General features: G+C 64.9%; 14 protein-coding genes. 3 read left to right on the plus strand and 11 right to left on the minus strand.

Going from position 1 to position 17,291, the window contains the following annotated elements; translation table 11 throughout:
- Window positions 1-195 precede the first annotated feature (195 nt).
- Both GWQ44_RS19360 and GWQ44_RS19365 read right to left on the minus strand, forming a co-directional pair.
- Window positions 196-621 carry a hypothetical protein gene (locus GWQ44_RS19360; protein WP_016968026.1) on the minus strand — a complete coding sequence of 142 codons (426 nt, stop codon included), beginning with the start codon at window positions 619-621 and terminating at the stop codon, window positions 196-198.
- A 362-nt stretch (window positions 622-983) separates the two neighbouring features.
- Window positions 984-2,003 carry a Glu/Leu/Phe/Val dehydrogenase dimerization domain-containing protein gene (locus GWQ44_RS19365; protein WP_016968023.1) on the minus strand — a complete coding sequence of 340 codons (1,020 nt, stop codon included), beginning with the start codon at window positions 2,001-2,003 and terminating at the stop codon, window positions 984-986.
- A gap of 182 nt (window positions 2,004-2,185) precedes the next feature.
- Here GWQ44_RS19365 and GWQ44_RS19370 point away from each other — a divergent pair, with 182 nt between their 5' ends.
- Window positions 2,186-2,989: a transglutaminase family protein gene (locus GWQ44_RS19370; RefSeq protein WP_016968022.1), complete on the plus strand. Its 804-nt coding sequence runs from the start codon at window positions 2,186-2,188 to the stop codon at window positions 2,987-2,989.
- Between the two features lie 190 nt (window positions 2,990-3,179).
- Window positions 3,180-3,647 (plus strand): GNAT family N-acetyltransferase, encoded by a 468-nt coding sequence (locus tag GWQ44_RS19375; RefSeq protein ID WP_047301823.1) that lies wholly within the window; start codon window positions 3,180-3,182, stop codon window positions 3,645-3,647.
- A 6-nt stretch (window positions 3,648-3,653) separates the two neighbouring features.
- Here the strand turns inward: GWQ44_RS19375 and GWQ44_RS19380 are convergent, their stop codons facing one another.
- The 4 genes from GWQ44_RS19380 to hmgA all read right to left on the minus strand — a co-directional run bounded on the left by GWQ44_RS19380 (window position 3,654) and on the right by hmgA (window position 8,421).
- On the minus strand, window positions 3,654-5,021 hold the full coding sequence (locus GWQ44_RS19380) for an aromatic acid/H+ symport family MFS transporter (RefSeq protein WP_275928081.1): 1,368 nt from the start codon (window positions 5,019-5,021) through the stop codon (window positions 3,654-3,656).
- A 137-nt stretch (window positions 5,022-5,158) separates the two neighbouring features.
- Window positions 5,159-5,797: a maleylacetoacetate isomerase gene (gene maiA / locus GWQ44_RS19385; protein WP_016968016.1), complete on the minus strand. Its 639-nt coding sequence runs from the start codon at window positions 5,795-5,797 to the stop codon at window positions 5,159-5,161.
- An 11-nt stretch (window positions 5,798-5,808) separates the two neighbouring features.
- Window positions 5,809-7,113: a fumarylacetoacetase gene (gene fahA / locus GWQ44_RS19390; protein ID WP_275928082.1), complete on the minus strand. Its 1,305-nt coding sequence runs from the start codon at window positions 7,111-7,113 to the stop codon at window positions 5,809-5,811.
- A gap of 3 nt (window positions 7,114-7,116) precedes the next feature.
- On the minus strand, window positions 7,117-8,421 hold the full coding sequence (gene hmgA / locus GWQ44_RS19395) for a homogentisate 1,2-dioxygenase (RefSeq protein ID WP_047301817.1): 1,305 nt from the start codon (window positions 8,419-8,421) through the stop codon (window positions 7,117-7,119).
- A gap of 167 nt (window positions 8,422-8,588) precedes the next feature.
- On the opposite strand from hmgA, the gene GWQ44_RS19400 reads away from it, so the two are divergent.
- Entirely contained in the window at window positions 8,589-9,389 is an 801-nt protein-coding gene (locus GWQ44_RS19400; RefSeq protein ID WP_179601964.1) for an IclR family transcriptional regulator, read from the plus strand.
- Window positions 9,390-9,399: 10 nt separating this feature from the next.
- Here GWQ44_RS19400 and GWQ44_RS19405 read toward each other — a convergent pair whose 3' ends face one another.
- The 5 genes from GWQ44_RS19405 to GWQ44_RS19425 form a co-directional block, all read right to left on the minus strand.
- A complete protein-coding gene (locus GWQ44_RS19405; RefSeq protein WP_275928083.1) occupies window positions 9,400-11,955 on the minus strand; it encodes a LuxR C-terminal-related transcriptional regulator in 2,556 nt (851 codons plus the stop codon).
- A gap of 148 nt (window positions 11,956-12,103) precedes the next feature.
- Complete coding sequence (locus tag GWQ44_RS19410; protein ID WP_103740944.1) at window positions 12,104-13,471, minus strand: DUF1329 domain-containing protein; 1,368 nt, start codon at window positions 13,469-13,471, stop codon at window positions 12,104-12,106.
- Between the two features lie 24 nt (window positions 13,472-13,495).
- Window positions 13,496-15,286 carry a DUF1302 domain-containing protein gene (locus GWQ44_RS19415; RefSeq protein ID WP_199008995.1) on the minus strand — a complete coding sequence of 597 codons (1,791 nt, stop codon included), beginning with the start codon at window positions 15,284-15,286 and terminating at the stop codon, window positions 13,496-13,498.
- A 488-nt stretch (window positions 15,287-15,774) separates the two neighbouring features.
- Window positions 15,775-16,134 (minus strand): hypothetical protein, encoded by a 360-nt coding sequence (locus GWQ44_RS19420; protein WP_016965842.1) that lies wholly within the window; start codon window positions 16,132-16,134, stop codon window positions 15,775-15,777.
- Between the two features lie 162 nt (window positions 16,135-16,296).
- Window positions 16,297-17,208, minus strand: a complete 912-nt coding sequence (locus tag GWQ44_RS19425; protein ID WP_016965843.1) for an SDR family oxidoreductase — start codon at window positions 17,206-17,208, stop codon at window positions 16,297-16,299.
- Window positions 17,209-17,291: the final 83 nt, after the last annotated feature.

Below are 17,291 nucleotides of genomic sequence, written 5' to 3' on the forward strand. Positions count from 1 at the left end.
AGCGCCCCCGCCCCCGCTCCCGCGGTGGAGGTGGTTGAAGCGCCGCAACCTGCTGAAGTCGAGGCGCCGAGCAAACCGGCGAAAGCCGCCAAGGCGGCAAAATAGGCAGCACGCGAATTGAATAAGCCCTGTGTCGATGACACAGGGCTTTTTTCATGCTTGCCGATCAAGAAGCGCCCGTTATGCAGCCGCCGGTCAAACGATTGCCGCGCCCTTCAGCTCGGGCAAATCGATAAGGTTGCGACGCAATATCGCAATGATCTTGCCCATGAAGATCACCGGCAAATCGGTTGCGCCTCCATACAGGTCGACCATTCCAACCTCAACCGCGCTGTCGACGATGCTGGAGAACGTCTCGATATCCTCAGGCGCTATCAAGGCGACAAGGCTCGCTGGCAAATCATCCCCTCGCCCATTCAATGCCAGTTGCGCTCCGGCCCTCTCCCAGGCCAGTAAACGATCTTTTTCCGGGTAGCCCTCAAGGTGTTTTATCAAGTCATCTACAGCAGGATGAGCAATACCTTGCTTCAGGCAGTAAGCCTCCAGACACGCCGCAGCGTACAACTGCAGGTCGCTGACGGAACACCCGATCAATTGCTTGTCCGTGTTGGCCGCTGTCATGGAGCGACCTCCCATACCCTGCAGCCTGGCGAGCAGTACCCGCAGGCTATATCCATGGCGTCCAGGACTCGGTCTTCAAATTCTTCAGGTGCGTCGTGCCTGAGCGAGGCCAGATAGTTGTACACAGCCTGGGCGCCAAAGCCCCTATCCCGGTACCGCACAAGAAGCTCGCGTATCGATTGAATATCCGCGCCTTTGCGCAACAGTGAAGACAACTGCTCATCCAGATCTCTATCGAGCACTTGCGGCATCGTCGAATACATTCCTTGTCAATTGAGCCGAGAGGGACAGGGCTCGGCACTGCAACCTTTCCCGGGCCCAGATACTACAGAGGGCAGGACCCAGAGTTAAGACAGGGACGCCTAGCGGTACAGCACCCGCTCCGCCAGTTCATCGGCCACCCGCGCCGGGGAGCGCTTTTCGGCCTGGGCATGGGCGAAGACCTCGGTCAGCCGTGAACTGATCTTCGAAAGGTGGGCGGTGATGGTCGACAGCTCCTCGCCACGGTGCTTGAGCGAGACATAAATCAGCCCGCCGGCATTGATCACGTAATCCGGCGCATAAAGGATGCCGCGGCGTTCAAGCTGGTCGGCCACCTCCAGGTTGGTCAGTTGGTTGTTGGCCGATCCCGCCACCGCCGCGCAACGCAATTGCGCCACGCTATGACTATTGAGCACGGCCCCTAGGCCGCACGGCGCAAGAATGTCGCAGGGGGTACTGAGCAGCGCATCGTTGGCAATCGGATGGGCGCCCAGTTGCTCCATGGCCAGCTGCACCTTGCCCGCATCGATGTCACTGACCAGCAGTTCGGCCCCGACTGCATGCAGCTGTTCGGCCAGGGCAAAGCCGACGTTGCCCAGGCCCTGGATCGCCACCCGCAGGCCTTCCAGGTTGTCGCTGCCCAGGCGCGCCATGGCGGTGCTGCGGATGCCGGCGAACACCCCCATGGCGGCGTGCGGCGAAGGATCGCCGGCAGCGCTGGTGCTGGTGACGTAGCGGGTCTGCTGGGCGATGCAGTCCATGTCGGCCACCGAGGTGCCGCTGTCGATGGCGGTGATGTAGCGGCCGTCCAGTTGCTCGACGCAACGGCCGAAGGCCTCGAACAGCGCGGCGCGATTCTCCACATGGGCCGGACGGATGATCACCGCCGTGCCGCCACCTTGCGGCAGCCCGGCCAGGGCGGCCTTGTAGCTCATGCCCCGGGCCAGGCGCGCGGCGTCTTCCACGGCGCTGGTGGCATCGGGATAGGCCAGATAACGGCAACCGCCCAGGGCGGGGCCCAGGCGGTTGTTGTGGATGGCGATCACTGCCTTCAACCCGGTGCCGGGGTCGACGCTGAGGTGCAGCGATTCAAGGCGGGTACTGTGCATGAGAGCGAACATCGACGGGCTCCCGAATCACGTCTGGTAGTCGCCAGTATAGGCTTGCGCCTGGAATTTGCTGCGCCGCGCAGGAATAAGCCGGGAGCCTTTGCAGGCATTGGGAAATAACCTGCAACCACCTGTGTCAGCACTGGACGAAGCGGCGCCACGAGGCTAAAACGAGGCATCCGTCGGAGGTTGAGATGAACCCGCGCCAAGCCTTTTTCGCCTGCCTGCACCGCTCGCCGCCCGCTCTGCTGGAGGCGGCGCTGTGGATCGCCGCCGAACATGCACCGCAACTGGTCCCCGAACGCCAGCTGGAAGCCTTCAAGGATATCCAACTGCAGATCGGCAACAGCCTGCCCCCGTTGCCGGCGAACGAGTTGGGCCAGCCGCTGTTGCGGCGGATGAACGACCTGGGCTTTCAACAAGACGAACACCTGCCCCTGCGGCCCCAGGCGGCGCTGATGGACAAGGTCCTGGAGTCGCGCCGCGGGCAGCCCCTGGCCCTGGCGCTGATCGCCCTGGAGCTGGCGCATCGCTTGCAGATTCCCCTGGTGGGCGTGAACTTCCCCGGGCATTTTCTGCTGCGGGTGCCCGGCGCCGACCATTTGCTCGATCCTTGCGGCGGACGCCGGCTGTACCCCGCCGACTGCCGGGAACTGCTGCAGCGCCAATACGGCGCCCATATCAAGCTCAGTGCCGAACACCTGGTCAGCGCCGAGCCCACGCAGATGTTCCAGCGCCTGTCGCGCAACCTGCGCCAGTTGCACCTGTCCTACGACGACCACCTGGGCGCCCTGATCAACGCCGAACGCGTGCTGGAGCTGGGCAATGGCAGCGCCGCCGACTACCTGGCCCGGGCCAGCCTCTACCAGCGCCTGGAATGCCCGAACGCCGAGCGCTTTGACCTGGAACACGCCCTGCTGCTCAGCGACGATCCGATCCAGCGCCTGCGCCTGACCGAGCGCCTGGGGCACCTGCCGCCCAACACCATCGTGCACTGAACCCCGACTGCACCCGCGCCCGCCGTGACCGGATGAAACACCAACTGCAGGACACCACCCGACACCTGCAACGCCTGAACGGCACCTGACCAACCGCCTGGAGCCTGTTGTGGATCCAGGCCAGGGCCGCATGACAGCCACGCCGGCGCTCTGGCAGGATGGGCGGCTCACGCCAAGGAACGGATTCAGCATGCTCATCAGAAAAGCTCACAGCGGCGACGCGCAGCGGGTCTTCGACATTCGCAACCGGGCCATCAACCACCAGTGCGCCGGTCACTATCCCGAGGCCGACCTGAAGATCTGGACCGATGGCGAACTGTCGGACTATTTCATCGAGCTGGTGGCGAACACCGGCCATGTCGCCGTCGTCGACAACCAGGTGACCGCCAGCGGCCTGCTCGACCTGGAGACCGGCCAGGTCGACGCGGTGTTCGTCGACCCGGCCTACATGGGGCGCGGCATTGGCCGCCGGATGATGGACTACCTCGAAGAACAGGCGCTGCAGGCCGGCTTGCCCCACCTGATCCTGGACTCGACCCTGAACGCCGCCGACTTCTATCGCCGCTGCGGTTTCGTCGGCGAGCGCATCGCCCAGTACCAATCGCCCCGGGGCCTGACCCTGGCGTGCGTGCCGATGCTCAAGCACCTGGCCCGCTGAACGGCTTCAGGACTTCAGGGGCGCAGCCCCTTGCGCGGCAGGCCCCGCCTCGCCGGAGGCGGCCGCCAGCGGCGAACGCACCTGAATGATCAGCAACGCCGCGAGCAGAGCCGGAATCCCACAGAAGAAGAAAATCTGCTGCACCGGAATGTGCATCGCCAGCAGCAGGCTGCCGAACAGCGGACCGAGGATCGAACCGAAACGCCCGACACCCAAGGCCCAGCCGGTGCCGGTAGCGCGCACCTGGGCCGGGTAGAAGTTGCTGGCAAAGGCGTTCAGGGTCAGTTGGCCGCCGATGATGCAAAAGCCCGCGGCAAACACGAACAGCACCAGGTAGCGCGGGTTGTCATGGTTCAGCCCCAGCAGCACGGTGCACAGCGCAGCCGCCGCGAGTACCGCCGCCAGCAAGCGCACCTTGCGTTTCAAGCGGTCGGCGAACCAGGCCATGCAAATCGCGCCCAGGGTGCCGGCGAAGAGGAACATCGAGGTCACCAAGTTGGCCTGCTTCAGCGCCAGGCCGCTCTCCAGCAGCAGCGTCGGCAGCCAGCTGATCATGAAATACAGCAGGATCAGGCTGACGAAAAAGGTCGACCAGAGCAGCAGGGTCGGCCGCGCATAGCCGTGGCGAAACAGTTCCAGCACCGTGAGCTTGCTGTCCGCCTGCGCCTCATCGCCGCTCACGGCAACCGGCGGCTGCCAGCCCGGGAGCATCTGCGCGCTGAGCTTGCGCAGTCGCGCATAGGGCGGCGCGTCCCGCAGCAGGCGCGGCAGGGACTCCGGCAGGCGCCAGAGCAAAAACGGAAACAGCAGCAACGGGGTGATGCCACCGGCGAGGAACACCGCCTGCCAACCAAAGAGCTCGATAAACCCGGCGGCGACAAAACCACCCGCCGCGCCGCCAAAGGAGAAACCGCAGGCCGCCAGGGTGACCATCAGGGTGCGCAAGCGCGGCGGCGAATATTCGGACATCAGCGCCATGGCGCTGGGCATCGCCCCACCCATGCCGATGCCGCAGATAAAACGCGCCGCCATCAGGCTTTCCAGGGAACGGGTGAACACCATCAGCACCGTCAGGCTGGCGTAGATCAGCACGCAACAGAGCAGGATCCGGCGCACGCCAAAACGGTCCGCCAGGGGCGTCACTGCCAGGGAGCCCAGGGTCAGGCCCAGCAGGTTGGCGCTGAACACCGGGCCGAAGGCGGCCTTTTCCAGGCCCCAGTCCTGAGCCAGGGCCGGCACCACATACCCCAGGACCTGGGCATCGTAGCCATCGGTGACCAACAGCAAGGCGAGAAGCAACAGGAGCAACCACTGGTAGCGGGACACCGGGCGGGCGTCGAGCGCCGCGCGAAAGCTGGCAATCTGATTTTGCATCGCAAGGTACCTGTTCGGTTTTTATGGTTATGGGCAACGGTGTTGCGCCGATCACCGGTAGTGACCGCTCAGGCCCCATTGCGGGGCCTGGGTGATGCGGATACCGCGCGGCCCCGGATGTCGGGGCCGCGCGCAGGTCAGGCCGGGGTGTCGGGCTGATTGGCCGGGTGCGCGGCCTGGAACGCCGGATGCGCGGCGGCCAGGGCCGCGACCCGAAGAATCCGCGGATAGGCGTCCAGCGGCACCTTGAAACGCTCGGCCGCGTACAGCTGGGGAATCAAGAACACATCGGCCAGCCCCGGCTGCTCGCCAAAGCAGAAGCCCTGGTCGCCGATCAGTTGCTCCAGGGCTGCCAGGCCCTGGCTGATCCAGTGAGCGATCCACACCTGCAACTGCTCTTCTTCATGGCCCCACTCGCGCAGCAGGTTGAGGGTGCTGGAGTTGTGCAGCGGATGGACGTCGCAACCGATGATCGCCGCCACGGCCCGTTCCCGGGCACGGCTGGCCAGGTCCTCGGACAGCAGCGGCACCTGTGGATAACGTTCCTCCAAGTACTCGATGATCGCCAGGGACTGGATCAGCAGGTCGCCGTCGTCGGTGCGCAGCGCCGGCACCCGCCCCTGGGGGTTGATGCCCAGGTACTCCGGCTGGCGGTTGGCGCCGCCCTTGGGCACCAGCAGGTTGACCGGAATCGCCTGGAACTCCAGGCCCTTGAGGGCCAGGGCAATCCGCACCCGATAGGAGGCGGTGGAACGGTAGTAGGTATAGAGCTGCATGGGGCTCTCCCTTAACGTGCCGGTTGGACCGTGCCACGGCATTCGCCGAAGCCGATGGAGGCGAAACCTTCGCGGCGGCAACGCCCGCGCAGGATGATTTCATCGCCGTCTTCGAGGAACTTGCGCACCTCGCCGGAGGCCAGCTCGATGGGTTTCTTGCCGCCTTCGGTGATCTCCAGCAGGCTGCCGAACTGGCCGCTTTGCGGACCGGACAAGGTGCCCGAACCAAACAGGTCACCGGCCTGCAACTGGCAGCCGTTGACGCTGTGGTGCGCCACCATCTGCGCCACGGTCCAGTACATGTACTGGGTGTTGCTCAGGGTCAGGCGGTGGGCCGGCAAGCCCTGCTCGCGCATGGCCTGGGTGATCAGCAGCACTTCCAGCTCGATGTCGAAGCCGCCAGCGGCCTGGTCGCGCTTGTCCAGCAGATAAGGCAAGGGTTGCGGATCGCCTTCCGGGCGCGGCGCCTGGGCCTGGCGGAACGGCTCCAGGGCTTCGGCGGTCACCACCCAGGGCGAAATGCTGGTGATGAAGCTTTTCGACAGGAACGGGCCCAGCGGCTGGTATTCCCAGGCCTGGATATCCCGCGCCGACCAGTCGTTGAGCAGGCAGAAACCGGCGATGTGCTCGGCGGCGTCGCCAATCGCGATCGGCTCGCCCATCTCGTTGCCCTGGCCGATCCAGATGCCCAGCTCCAGTTCATAGTCCAGGCGCGCGCAGGGGCCGAAGGTCGGCTCGCTCTGCCCGGCCGGCAGGGTCTGGCCCTTGGGCCGGCGCACGTCGGCACCGGAAACCCGGATGGTCGAGGCCCGGCCGTGGTAGCCGATGGGCACGTACTTGTAGTTGGGCAACAGGGGGTTGTCGGGGCGGAACAGCTTGCCGACGTTCTGCGCGTGTTCGATGCCGACATAGAAGTCGGTGTAGTCATTGATCTTGGCCGGCAGGTGCATCTGGCAATCGGCCGCCAGGGGCAGCAGTTTCGCGCCCAGTGCCTCGATCTTGCTGCGCAGGCTGCTGCCTTCGCCGAGCAGTTCCAGCAGGCGCTCACGCAGGGCGACCCGGGCCGGGCGGCCAAGCTGGAAGAACGCGTTCAACTGACCACCACGGGCGGCTTGCACCGCGGCCTTGGCCTGGCCTTCGAACAGGCCGGCGTCCAGCGCCGCTTCCAGGTCGAAAATCTGTTCGCCGATGGCGACCCCGCTGCGGGGTGCCGAACCCTGGGTGCTGAAAACGCCCAGGGGCAGGTTCTGCAACGGGAAGTCGGGGTGACCGTTGGCGGACTCGACCCAGCTACGGGTGATGGTGGGCAAGGTCATGGGTTATCTCCGATTCGGGTTGAAGGTGACGGGCAGCGAGGCCCAGCAAGCATCGTAGTCGTTCTGCAGCTGCGGGCACTCCAGGGCGAACTGGCTCGGGCGCAGCACCTGGCTGGTTTCGAACATGAAGGCCATGGTGTTGTCGATCTTGGCCGGTTGCAGCTCGACGTTGATCGCCTTGGTGCAGGTTTCGCCGTCCGGACCGTGGGCGCTCATGCAGCTGTGCAGCGACGCCCCGCCGGGCAGGAAGCCTTCGGCCTTGGCATCGTAGGCGCCCTGGATCAGGCCCATGAACTCGTTCATCAGGTTGCGGTGGAACCACGGTGGACGGAAGGTGTTCTCGGCCACCATCCAGCGTGGCGGGAAGATCACGAAATCCAGGTTGGCCAGGCCCGGCACGCTGGTGGGCGAGGTCAATACGGTGAAGATCGACGGGTCCGGGTGGTCGAAGCTGACCGTACCGATGGTGTTGAAACGGCGCAGGTCGTATTTGTACGGCACGTTGTTGCCGTGCCAGGCGACGACGTTCAGCGGCGAGTGGTCGAGCTCGCAGCCCCAGAGTTCGCCAAGGTACTTCTGGACCAGCGTGGTGGGCTGGCGCAGGTCTTCGTAATGAGCCACTGGCGCCAGGAAGTCACGGGGGTTGGCCAGGCCGTTGCTGCCAATCGGTCCCAGGTCCGGCAGGCGCAGTGGCGCACCGTGGTTCTCGGCGACGTAGCCACGGGCTTGCGGGTCCAGCAGCTCAATGCGGAATTTCAGGCCGCGCGGCAGCACGGCGATTTCCAGCGGCTCCAGCGCCAGCACGCCCAACTCGGTGACGATGCGCAAGCGGCCCAGTTCCGGCACCAGCAGCAGTTCGCCATCGGCGTTGAAGAACACCCGCTCCATGGAACGGTTGGCGCGGTAGTGATAGACGCTGATACCCGCCGGATGCTGCGCCGCGGAGTTGGCCACCATGGCCACCAGGCCATCGATGAAGTCGGTGGGCTCGCTTGGAATCGGCAACGGGTTCCAACGCAGGCGGTTGGGGGTCACCTCACCCAACGGGCCGCCCGCCAGTTGCCGCGCCAGCTTGGCGAAGGCCGGGTGCTTGGCCGAAGGCTGGATGCGGTACATCCAGGTGCGCCGGGCTTCGCTGCGGGTCATGGTGAAGGCGGTGCCGGAAAACAGTTCGGCGTACAGGCCGTAGGGGGCTTTTTGCGGGGAGTTCTGACCGACGGGCAGTGCGCCCGGCAGGGCTTCGCTGGCAAATTCATTGCCAAAACCCGATTGGTAGCTGAGGGCCGACGCCGAAGAATCGAGGTTCATGGAGCCTCCTGGAAGTTGGAATAGGCAGGGGCCCACCACTCCTTCGCAAGAGTTATCGGCACGCCTGGGTTGTTTTTATCGTAATCCAATTACGCATAACGTAATTTGATTGCCTAGGAGCGTCAAGCTATAAAGACCGCCACTTGTCACGGGACCCCGACACCTCCATGGAAAAGCCGCGCAGCACCAGCGATAGCACCGGTAAACAGAAAGTCCGCTCGGCCGAAGTCGGCACCGACATCCTCAAGGCCCTGGCCGAACTGTCACCGGCCACGTCGCTTTCGCGCCTGGCCGAACATGTGCAAATGCCCGCAAGCAAAGTGCACCGCTACCTGCAGGCGCTGATCGCCAGCGGCTTTGCCGAACAGAACAGCGCCACCAATCATTACGGCCTGGGCCGCGAAGCCCTGCGCGTGGGTCTAGCGGCCCTGGGCAGCATGGATGTGTTGAAAGTCGGCGCCCTGCCCCTGGCGGAACTGCGCGATGAATTGAACGAAACCTGTTTCCTCGCGGTATGGGGCAACCAGGGCGCGACCGTGGTGCACATCGAGCCGGCGGTGCGCGCGGTGACCGTGGTCACCCAACTGGGCTCGGTGCTGCCGCTGCTCAGTTCATCCACCGGGCTGGTGTTCAACGCCTACCTGCCACACCGGGAAACCCTCGATCTGCGCCAGCAGGAACTGGCCAGCGGCGCGCCCCATGCCCTGGCCGACCCGCAGGTCCACGATGCACTGGCGGAGCAGATTCGCCAGCGCGGCCTGCACCATGTCCACGGCCTGCTCATGCCCGGGGTCGATGCGCTGTCGGCGCCGGTGTTCGATGCCACCGGCAAGATTGCTGCCGTGCTGACCGTGGTGGGGCCGACTTCGCTGTTTCACGCCGATGAACATGGGCCGGCGGCCCAGCGCCTGCTGGCGGCCAGCGCCGCCGTGAGCTGGCGCATGGGCTATCAGGCGCAGCCCGAGTAATCAGCGCCCCTCAGCTCATCAGCCCCAGGGCCTGGGCCTTGGCCACGGCCTGGGTGCGCCGCTCCACCCCCAGCTTGCTGTGGATCCTGCGACCGTGGGTCTTCACCGTGTGCAGAGAGATGAACAACTGCTCGGCAATCTGCTGGTTGGAGCAGCCCTGGGCTATCAATTGCAGCACCTGCAACTCCCGCAGGCTGAGCAGGCTCTCGTGATGCTCTGGCGGCGCCTGGGCCGCCAGGGCGGGCGAGCTGTCGGCTGGCGGCAGCAAGCCCGGTTGCCGCAGGCGCAACTCGTGCAGGGCGTGGGGCAGATTGCACCGCGCCGCCAGGGCCTGCCCGGCCTCCAGGGCCTGGGCCGCCAGAGCCTGATCGTCGAGCCTGAAGGCCACCTCGGCCAGGACCAGTTGCACCTGGACCTCCAGCCCCAGCATGCCGTGGCGCCGAGCCCGGGCCAGCAGCCCCTGCAAGGTGGCCACCGGCGCCTGGGCCCGTCCCAGATGCACCTCGGCCAGCACCAGCAGGCATTCGATACTCGGGATCAGTTCCAGACTGGCCGGAGGCGCCTGCAGTGCCTGGGGCCCGCGATAATGCCGGAGTACCCGGCTCAGGGCTTCGTGAGCCAGATCCGCCCGCCCCTGCTGCAGCCAGAGTTGGCTGCTGACCTGCAACAGCACGCCACGGTAGACGCTGTCCGGAATCTGCCGTTGCTGCATCAGTCGCTCGGCGTCTCGCAGGCGGACGAAGGCCTGGGCGTAGTCGCCCTGGTTGGCCGCCAACTGGGCCTCACCGAGAAAGCCGTACAAGGCGCGCTTGTCATGACTGATCAGGCAATCCTCAAGGCCACGGCGAAAATACCCGGCCGCTTGCTGATCCTGTCCCTGACGCAAGGCCAGACGCCCCAGGCGCAAGGCCAGGCGCCCCAGCAAGGGCGTGGCCCGCAGTGCTTGCCCGGACAAGCGCTCGATCACCTGTTCCAGCAGGCTCTGCGCCCGATGCGGCGCGCCGCGCTGTTCCAGCAGTTGGGCATGGTCGAGCTCCAGCAGGCCTTCGAACAGCAGCGCATCCTGGGCCCGGGCCAGGCACAGGGCTTGCCGATTGAGGGACTGGGCCACGTCCAGCTCGCCACACAGCAAGGCTTGCTGAGTCAGCCCGGACAGGCACAGCAGGCGGGTGGTCCAGGCGCTGTCGTCCAAGGCGTTCAAGGCTTCGCGAAAATGCTGCCGCGCGGCCTCCATGCGCCCGCCCAGGTGCAACAGCCAGCCCTGCTGCGCCTGCCAGCGGGCCAGTAGCTGACGCTGTTCGGCGGCCGACGGTTGCGGCGTGAAACGGGCCATCTGGGCCATGCACTGCTCGGCCTGTTCGAAGCGTCCGGCAAACAGCATGGCCGCCGCCAAGAGCCCCAGTAACTGCGGACTGCCCAGCAACAGCTCGGCGCCCTGGCGCTCGTGCAGTTGCAACAACAGCAAGCCATTGTGGCGCTGGAACAGGAACTCGATATTGAAATGCTCCAGCAGGCTGACCGCCACTTCATATTCCTCGGCCAGCAGCGCCTGCTCAAAAGCCGACTGCCAATCCTCCTGAGCGGTAAACCACTGGCAGGCCCGGCGATGCCAGGAGCGCGCCGTGGGCCAGGCTTCATCGCGCATCAGCCGGGCCAGGGGCGCAAACACCTGCAGCCAGTCGGCACCGCCTTCCCAGGGTTCGATAAAGCAGCCCAGGTCCTGCAGGGTGCGCAGGTACTGGGCCCCTTCTCCGGCGCCAAACAGGTGCTCGCACAGCTCGGCATTGAACCGCGGCATATGGGCCAGCACTTGCCAGACTTCCGCCAGCTCAGCCGGCAACACGCTGAACAGCTCGTGCTCCAAGTATTCGAGCAAGGTGTTGGGGCGCCCGGGCTTGCAGGGCTGGGTGACCCGCTCGCTGCCCTCGAGCAAGGCGATACGCACCCCCGCGCACCAGCCGCCGCTGCGTTGCAGGACGCGGCTGGCGGTTTGCGTACACAAGGGTTGCGGCAGGCGTTGCAGCAAACCCTCGATATCGTTCTGGCTGAACGCCAGGGCGCTGCCGTCCAGTTCGTAGAGCTGGTCGTCCAGCAACAGTCGTGGCCAGTTGCATTGAGGTCGACGGCGGCTGCCGATCCACCAGGTGAGTACGGGGTTGTCGACGCTCAGCAAGCGGTCCAGCAGCAGGTCCAGATCGGCCGCCGGCAGCCGGCAATAGTCATCGATACACAGCCAGGCCGGGCCCGACAGCTGCGCCAGATGGGCCAGCAGCGCTGCCGGTTCGGCCGTGGCCAGGCCCAAGGCCGAGGCCAGGACGCGACACAGCTCCTCGGGGGTCTGCCGCGCGCCGCCCAAGGGCAACCAGATGACCCGGCAGCCCTCGGGGGCCTGCTGCAGGCATTCGCTGAGCAGCGCGGTCTTGCCGCTGCCGGCGGGGGCGCACAACAACTTGACCCGCGCGCTGGAGAGCAGCAGGGGCTCACTCAGGTGGCGGCGTGGAGCATGATGGGAGGACAAACGGGGCATGAACCCGGGACGCTCTGGACAACGAGTCATGGCAGTCATTGCGGCAAGCCTTTTTATAGTTTTAGCCAGCGTGTCCCCACCCTAGCCCCGACCTCTCGACCTGTTGAAGAAGTATTCAGCGGGCTGATCCCCTGCCATAAAAAAGGCGACCGGGCGGTCGCCTTTCAACCTCGTGCGTCACTCGCGCCTAGCGCACCCCGCCGGCGCGCAAGGCGGCCGGGGTGTAGTCGGCGGCCTTGGCGGCAAAGCCGAACTCCAGGCTGTGCTTTTCCTCGTTCTTCATGCCCAGGGCCAGGTAGCGACCAGCGTTGAGGTCATACAGGGCTTCCAGGGTGTAGGCCGGGACCTGATGGTCGTAGTAGTACTGCGCGTGACCTTCGGCGACCCGCCACAGCTGGCCACGACCGTCGTAGTGATCCACCAGGGCCACCTGCCAGCTGTCCTCGTCGATGTACATGTGCCGGGTGGCGTAGATATGCCGCTGGTTCGGCTTGACCGTGCCCACCACCTCCCAGACCCGGTGCAGCTCGTAGCGGGTCAGGTCCTGGTTGATATGCCCGGCCTTGACGATGTCGTCGTACTTGAGGCTCGGCGAGTCCAGCTTGTAGCTGTTGTAAGGGATGTACATCTCCTTCTTGCCCACCAGCTTCCAGTCGTAACGATCGGGAGCGCCGGAGAACATGTCGAAGTTGTCCGAGGTGCGCAGGCCGTCGGCGGCGGTGCCCGGACCGTCGTAGGCCACTTGCGGGGCCCGACGCACGCGGCGCTGGCCGGCGTTGTAGATCCACGCCGAACGCGGCTCCTTGACCTGGTCCAGGGTTTCATGAACCAGCAGCACGTTGCCCGCCAGCCGCGCCGGGGCGGTCACCGACTGCTTGAAGAAGTTCAGCACGTTGGCCGCTTTGGCCGGATCCAGATCAGGGATCATCGGCGGCGCCGCGATCTCTTCCTCGAAACGGATCGAGGTATAGCTGCCGTTGGTCTGCGGGGTGACCTGAGTGATGATGCGTTTCTGGTTGCCACCGTGATAGCGGGTCAGGTGGTTCCACAGCACCTCGATGCCGTTCTTCGGAATCGGGAAGGCGTAGTAGCGGTTGCCGGTGAAGTTGGCCAGGCCGTTGCCGTCGTTGGTGGTGGTCACGTTCAGCGCGCTGCGCTTGGCCGACTCGTAGATCTCCGGTGGCAGGCCGAAGCTGCGATGGGTCGGGTAGACCGGAATCCGGTAGCTGTCCGGGTAACGCTTGAACATCGCCAACTGCCCTGCGGACAGCTTGTCCTTGTATTTGTCCGCGGTGGCCGCGGTGATGATGAACAGCGGTTTTTCATTGGCGAACGGGTCGGCGAGAAAGCCCTTGCTGTCCACCGCGCCGGCGTTCTTCGGGATGCCGCCGGTCCAGGCCGGAATCGAGCCATCGGCGTTGCCGGCCTTCTCCGCGCCCACGGGAGTCAGGCTGGTGCCCAGCTTGGCGGCCTCTTCCGGGCTCACCGCGGCCATCAGGTTGGCCGCCCACAAACCCAGTGCCAGGGCGCTGCATTGCAGAATCATGTTGCGCATTCAAGTGCTCCTTCTTGTGCCGGTTCAGAAGTTCACGCCAAAGCTCAACGCGAGGAAATCCCGGTCGGTGAGGGTGTTGTAGCGCCCGCCAAAAAAGTCGGTGTAGCTGAGACTGGCGGTGTAGGTGTTGCGGTAGTCGGCATCGACCCCGACGCTCAGGGCCTTGGCGCCCTGGTTGAACAGGCCGTTGGGACCGTAGCCGTTGACGTCATGGGACCAGGACAGGTTGGGCTTGAAGTTGATCCCGGCGATCACGTTGCTGTAGTCGAGGATCGCCCGGGCGCGATAGCCCCAGGAGGTGGCGGTGACGAAACCGCCGGTATCGCCGCCATAGCCGTACTGGCCATAGACCGAGTCACGGCCGTAGCGCAGCTTGCTCTTGTCCTCCAGGCCGCCGACCCGGACGATCGCCGCCTCGCCCACCAGGGTCAGGCGATCGGCCCCCAGCACCTGATCGAAGAACTGGGTCATGGAGCTCTGGATCTGGGTGATTTCCTTGCGCCGGTAGCCGGTGTTGTCGGCGCCCAGGGCGGTCTTGATCGGCGACGCCGCGCCGCCGGCAATCGGATTGAGCAGGGCCAGGGTCAGGTCGTTGGTGTTGACCTGCACCGGGGCGTTGGGGCGGTAGCTGATCTCGCCGGTCCAGGCGGTGCCGGTGGGCAGCGTGGTGGAGAAGCTAGCGCCGTACAGGCGGATGTCTTCGGGGTATTCGAGGTAGTACTGGCCACGGCCGAGCATCACGCTTTGCACCAGGCCACTGCCGGAACCGGGAACGATGCCGTTGGCAGCCCCGGCAATCGCCCCCAGGGTCGCCGGACTCACATTGGCGGTGGTGGTACTGACCACCGGGCTGCGGGCGTGGTAGTTCATGAAATACAGGCCGTACTCGGTGTCGTCGCCGAGCCAGCGCAAGGCGGCGCCCCACTGCCCGGAATCACGGGCATCGCGGTCGCCGCCGCGGGGCAGGATCACCCCTTCACGGGACACCTGAAAGCCCTGGCCGAACGCCGCGGCGACCGGTTGCAGGGGCGCGATCGCCGGATTGCCGACGGTGTAGCCGGTGGTGCAACCATCGGCCACCACATCGTTGCCGAAGAAGGTGCCGCAGTTGTCCACCACGGTCTGGTCCCATTCCAGTTGATAGAAGCCTTCCACGGTCAGCTGGTTGGTCAGGCCCTGGGAGGCGAACAGCATGTTCACCGGCACCAGGCCTTCCTTGATCTCGGCGCCCGGGCGGCGAAAGGCCGAGACGTCCACCGGGTTGATGCTGTTGATGGAGTTGCCGATGAAGGTGCTCTCGCCCCAGCTGACCACCTGCTTGCCGGCGCGCACGGTGCCCGGCAGGTCGGCGATGGAGTAGTTGTGGTAGACGAAGGCGTCGAGAATCTGCGCGCCTGAGGACTTGGCGCCTTCCTTGCGGTTGTGGTCGCTGATGGGCTTGAACTCGCGGTCTTCATCCTTGAGTTCGAAGTCGTACCAGTACTTGCCGCGCACGAAGACCCCGGTGTCGCCGTACTTGAGCTCCAGGTCATGCAGGCCCTTGAAGATCTTCGAGAACGTCTCGCCCTTCTTGAAGTTCAGGCGGCCATCGTCGCCGGTAGAAGACTGCGCGGTGCCGCCGTTGACCGTACCGACGAACTTGCGGTCGGCATCGCGCATGCCCCAGCTGGCGCCGACCGACAGCGACGAGTCGAACTGCCCTTCGATTTCCCCGATGTTGAACGAAACCGCTTGCACCTGGCTGCAGCAGCCCAGTGCTACCGCGGCGGCCAGCGCCTGCGGTGTGAAGATGGCGCGCATTGTTGTTCTTGTCATGCGTCTTCCCCGGTGAGTGACAGGAGAACTCACCCTACTGCCGGGGTAGCACGGTCGATAAGCGCACCAAGGAGGTATTCGCGTTGTCGCTCGAAAGGATGAATGCCCTTGCCTCAGGGGCGCTTCAGCGGCCTATCCACGGGCTGGATACGGCCCCATCAGGGGCGTCGATGCGGTTCTCGGGCGGCCACCTCGAACTGTTGCTCAGGCTGTAACAGTCCTTGTCCTGAATCGCTATTTTTCCAAGGCGGGCCAGGGCTTATTCTTGCCCCGCAGTCACGGCAAACAGCACCACGCCACTGCCACGGGAAGTACCCGGCACCCGGGTTCCCCGAATCAGTTTCCAGGCGGCTTGAAGGGTTTGGGTTCAGGTCGCGACACCCGGTTCACCGACGTTGATTTTGTAGCTCCTTGATCTAACGTCTTACTTTGGCCGCTGCTCTTGCAGCGGCCTTTTTTATGCGCGCAAGACCACGGCCGCGTTGAACTTACAACTTGTCGTCATCGCCTTCGTCGTAATGAAACTTGTGCAACAGACGATGCGCCACCGGCGACAGGATCAAGCCCAGCGTGGCGGCGAACACCAGGTTGGTGTAAAGCCCGTAGGTGGCAAAAAACAGTTTGCCGCCAGGGGTTTGCGGCATGTTGATGGGCCCGATGCCGCCGAGAATCATGGCCGCGTCATACAGGGCGTCGTGAAAGGAAATGTCCTGCTCGAAGTACAGCAGACCGCTGATACCCAGCAACACCGAAAAGCTGATCAGGGCCAGAACCACCAGGCCGTGAACACATAGACGCCGGATAAACAGCAGTCGCGACAGTACCGGCTGATCCTTTGATTCATACATCTCAAGCGCTCCTTGTGCGTTCGCCAGCCGTCGAGCATAGAGACGAACGCCACAGGAGTAAAACCGCCGCGGCCCAGGCGGCGGCGGGTCATTGCCTGGCGGCTTTCAAGCCTGGAAAAAGTGCCTGCCGATCAGCGCCGGACAACGCTGCCCCACGGAGCGTCAGAGGGCGTATTTTTGCAGATTCTGCATCATCTCCTTCAGCGCCTCGATGTTGTCCTTGGGATGGGCCGCCCCCTCGAAATCGCAGATCTGCTGCCAGTGCGCTGCCACATCATCAGGCGAAAAGCCCTGGTGTGGATCGAAACCGGCGCCCAGGCTGCGCTCCCAACGCACCTTGCCGATCCAGCCGCCGCCCACTTCGAACAGGCCGGAGGTTTCCTGGCATTGCTCGCTGCCCAGGTACACCACCAGCGGGCTCACCAGTTCCGGCTTGAGCTGCTCGAACACTTGCGGCGGGATCAGCCCCTCGGTCATCCGCGTGCCACCGGTGGGGGCAATGGCGTTGACCAGGATGTTGTTCTTGCGCCCTTCGATGGCCAGGGTCCGGGTCAGGCCGTACAGGCCGAGCTTGGCCATGCCGTAGTTGGACTGGCCGAAGTTGCCGTAGATACCGGATGTCGAAGCGGTGAAGATCACCCGGCCGTAGGCCTGGTCCCGCAGGTGCGGCCAGGCGGCGCGAGTGACCTTGTAGGCCCCTTCGACATGCACCCGGTACACCAGGTCCCAATCGCTGTCGTCCATCTTGTGGAAGGTCTTGTCCCGCAGGATGCCGGCGTTGTTGACCACCACGTCGACCCGGCCGAACACATCCAGCGCGTTCTGCACGATCTTGTCGCCGTCGGTGACCGAGTCGTGGTTGGCCTCGGCGATACCTCCGGCCTCACGGATCTGTGCCACCACTCGATCGGCCGCCGTGGCGCTGGCGCCTTCCCCCTGGGCCGAGCCCCCCAGGTCATTGACCAGCACCTTGGCCCCGTGTCTGGCGAACAGCAGCGCATGGGCCCGGCCCAGGCCGCCGCCGGCTCCGGTGATGATCACTACTTTGTCTTCCAAGCGCACAGACTCACTCATACCGAACTCCCGCAGGGCCAATGGACAATGGGTCGAGTGTCGGGCAGCCGGGCGGCGGTCACAATAAAAACGTCCGGACCTGA

Origin of the sequence: Pseudomonas sp. 3MA1, from assembly GCF_029237275.1 — a bacterium.
Taxonomy (GTDB): domain Bacteria; phylum Pseudomonadota; class Gammaproteobacteria; order Pseudomonadales; family Pseudomonadaceae; genus Aquipseudomonas; species Aquipseudomonas fluorescens_AP.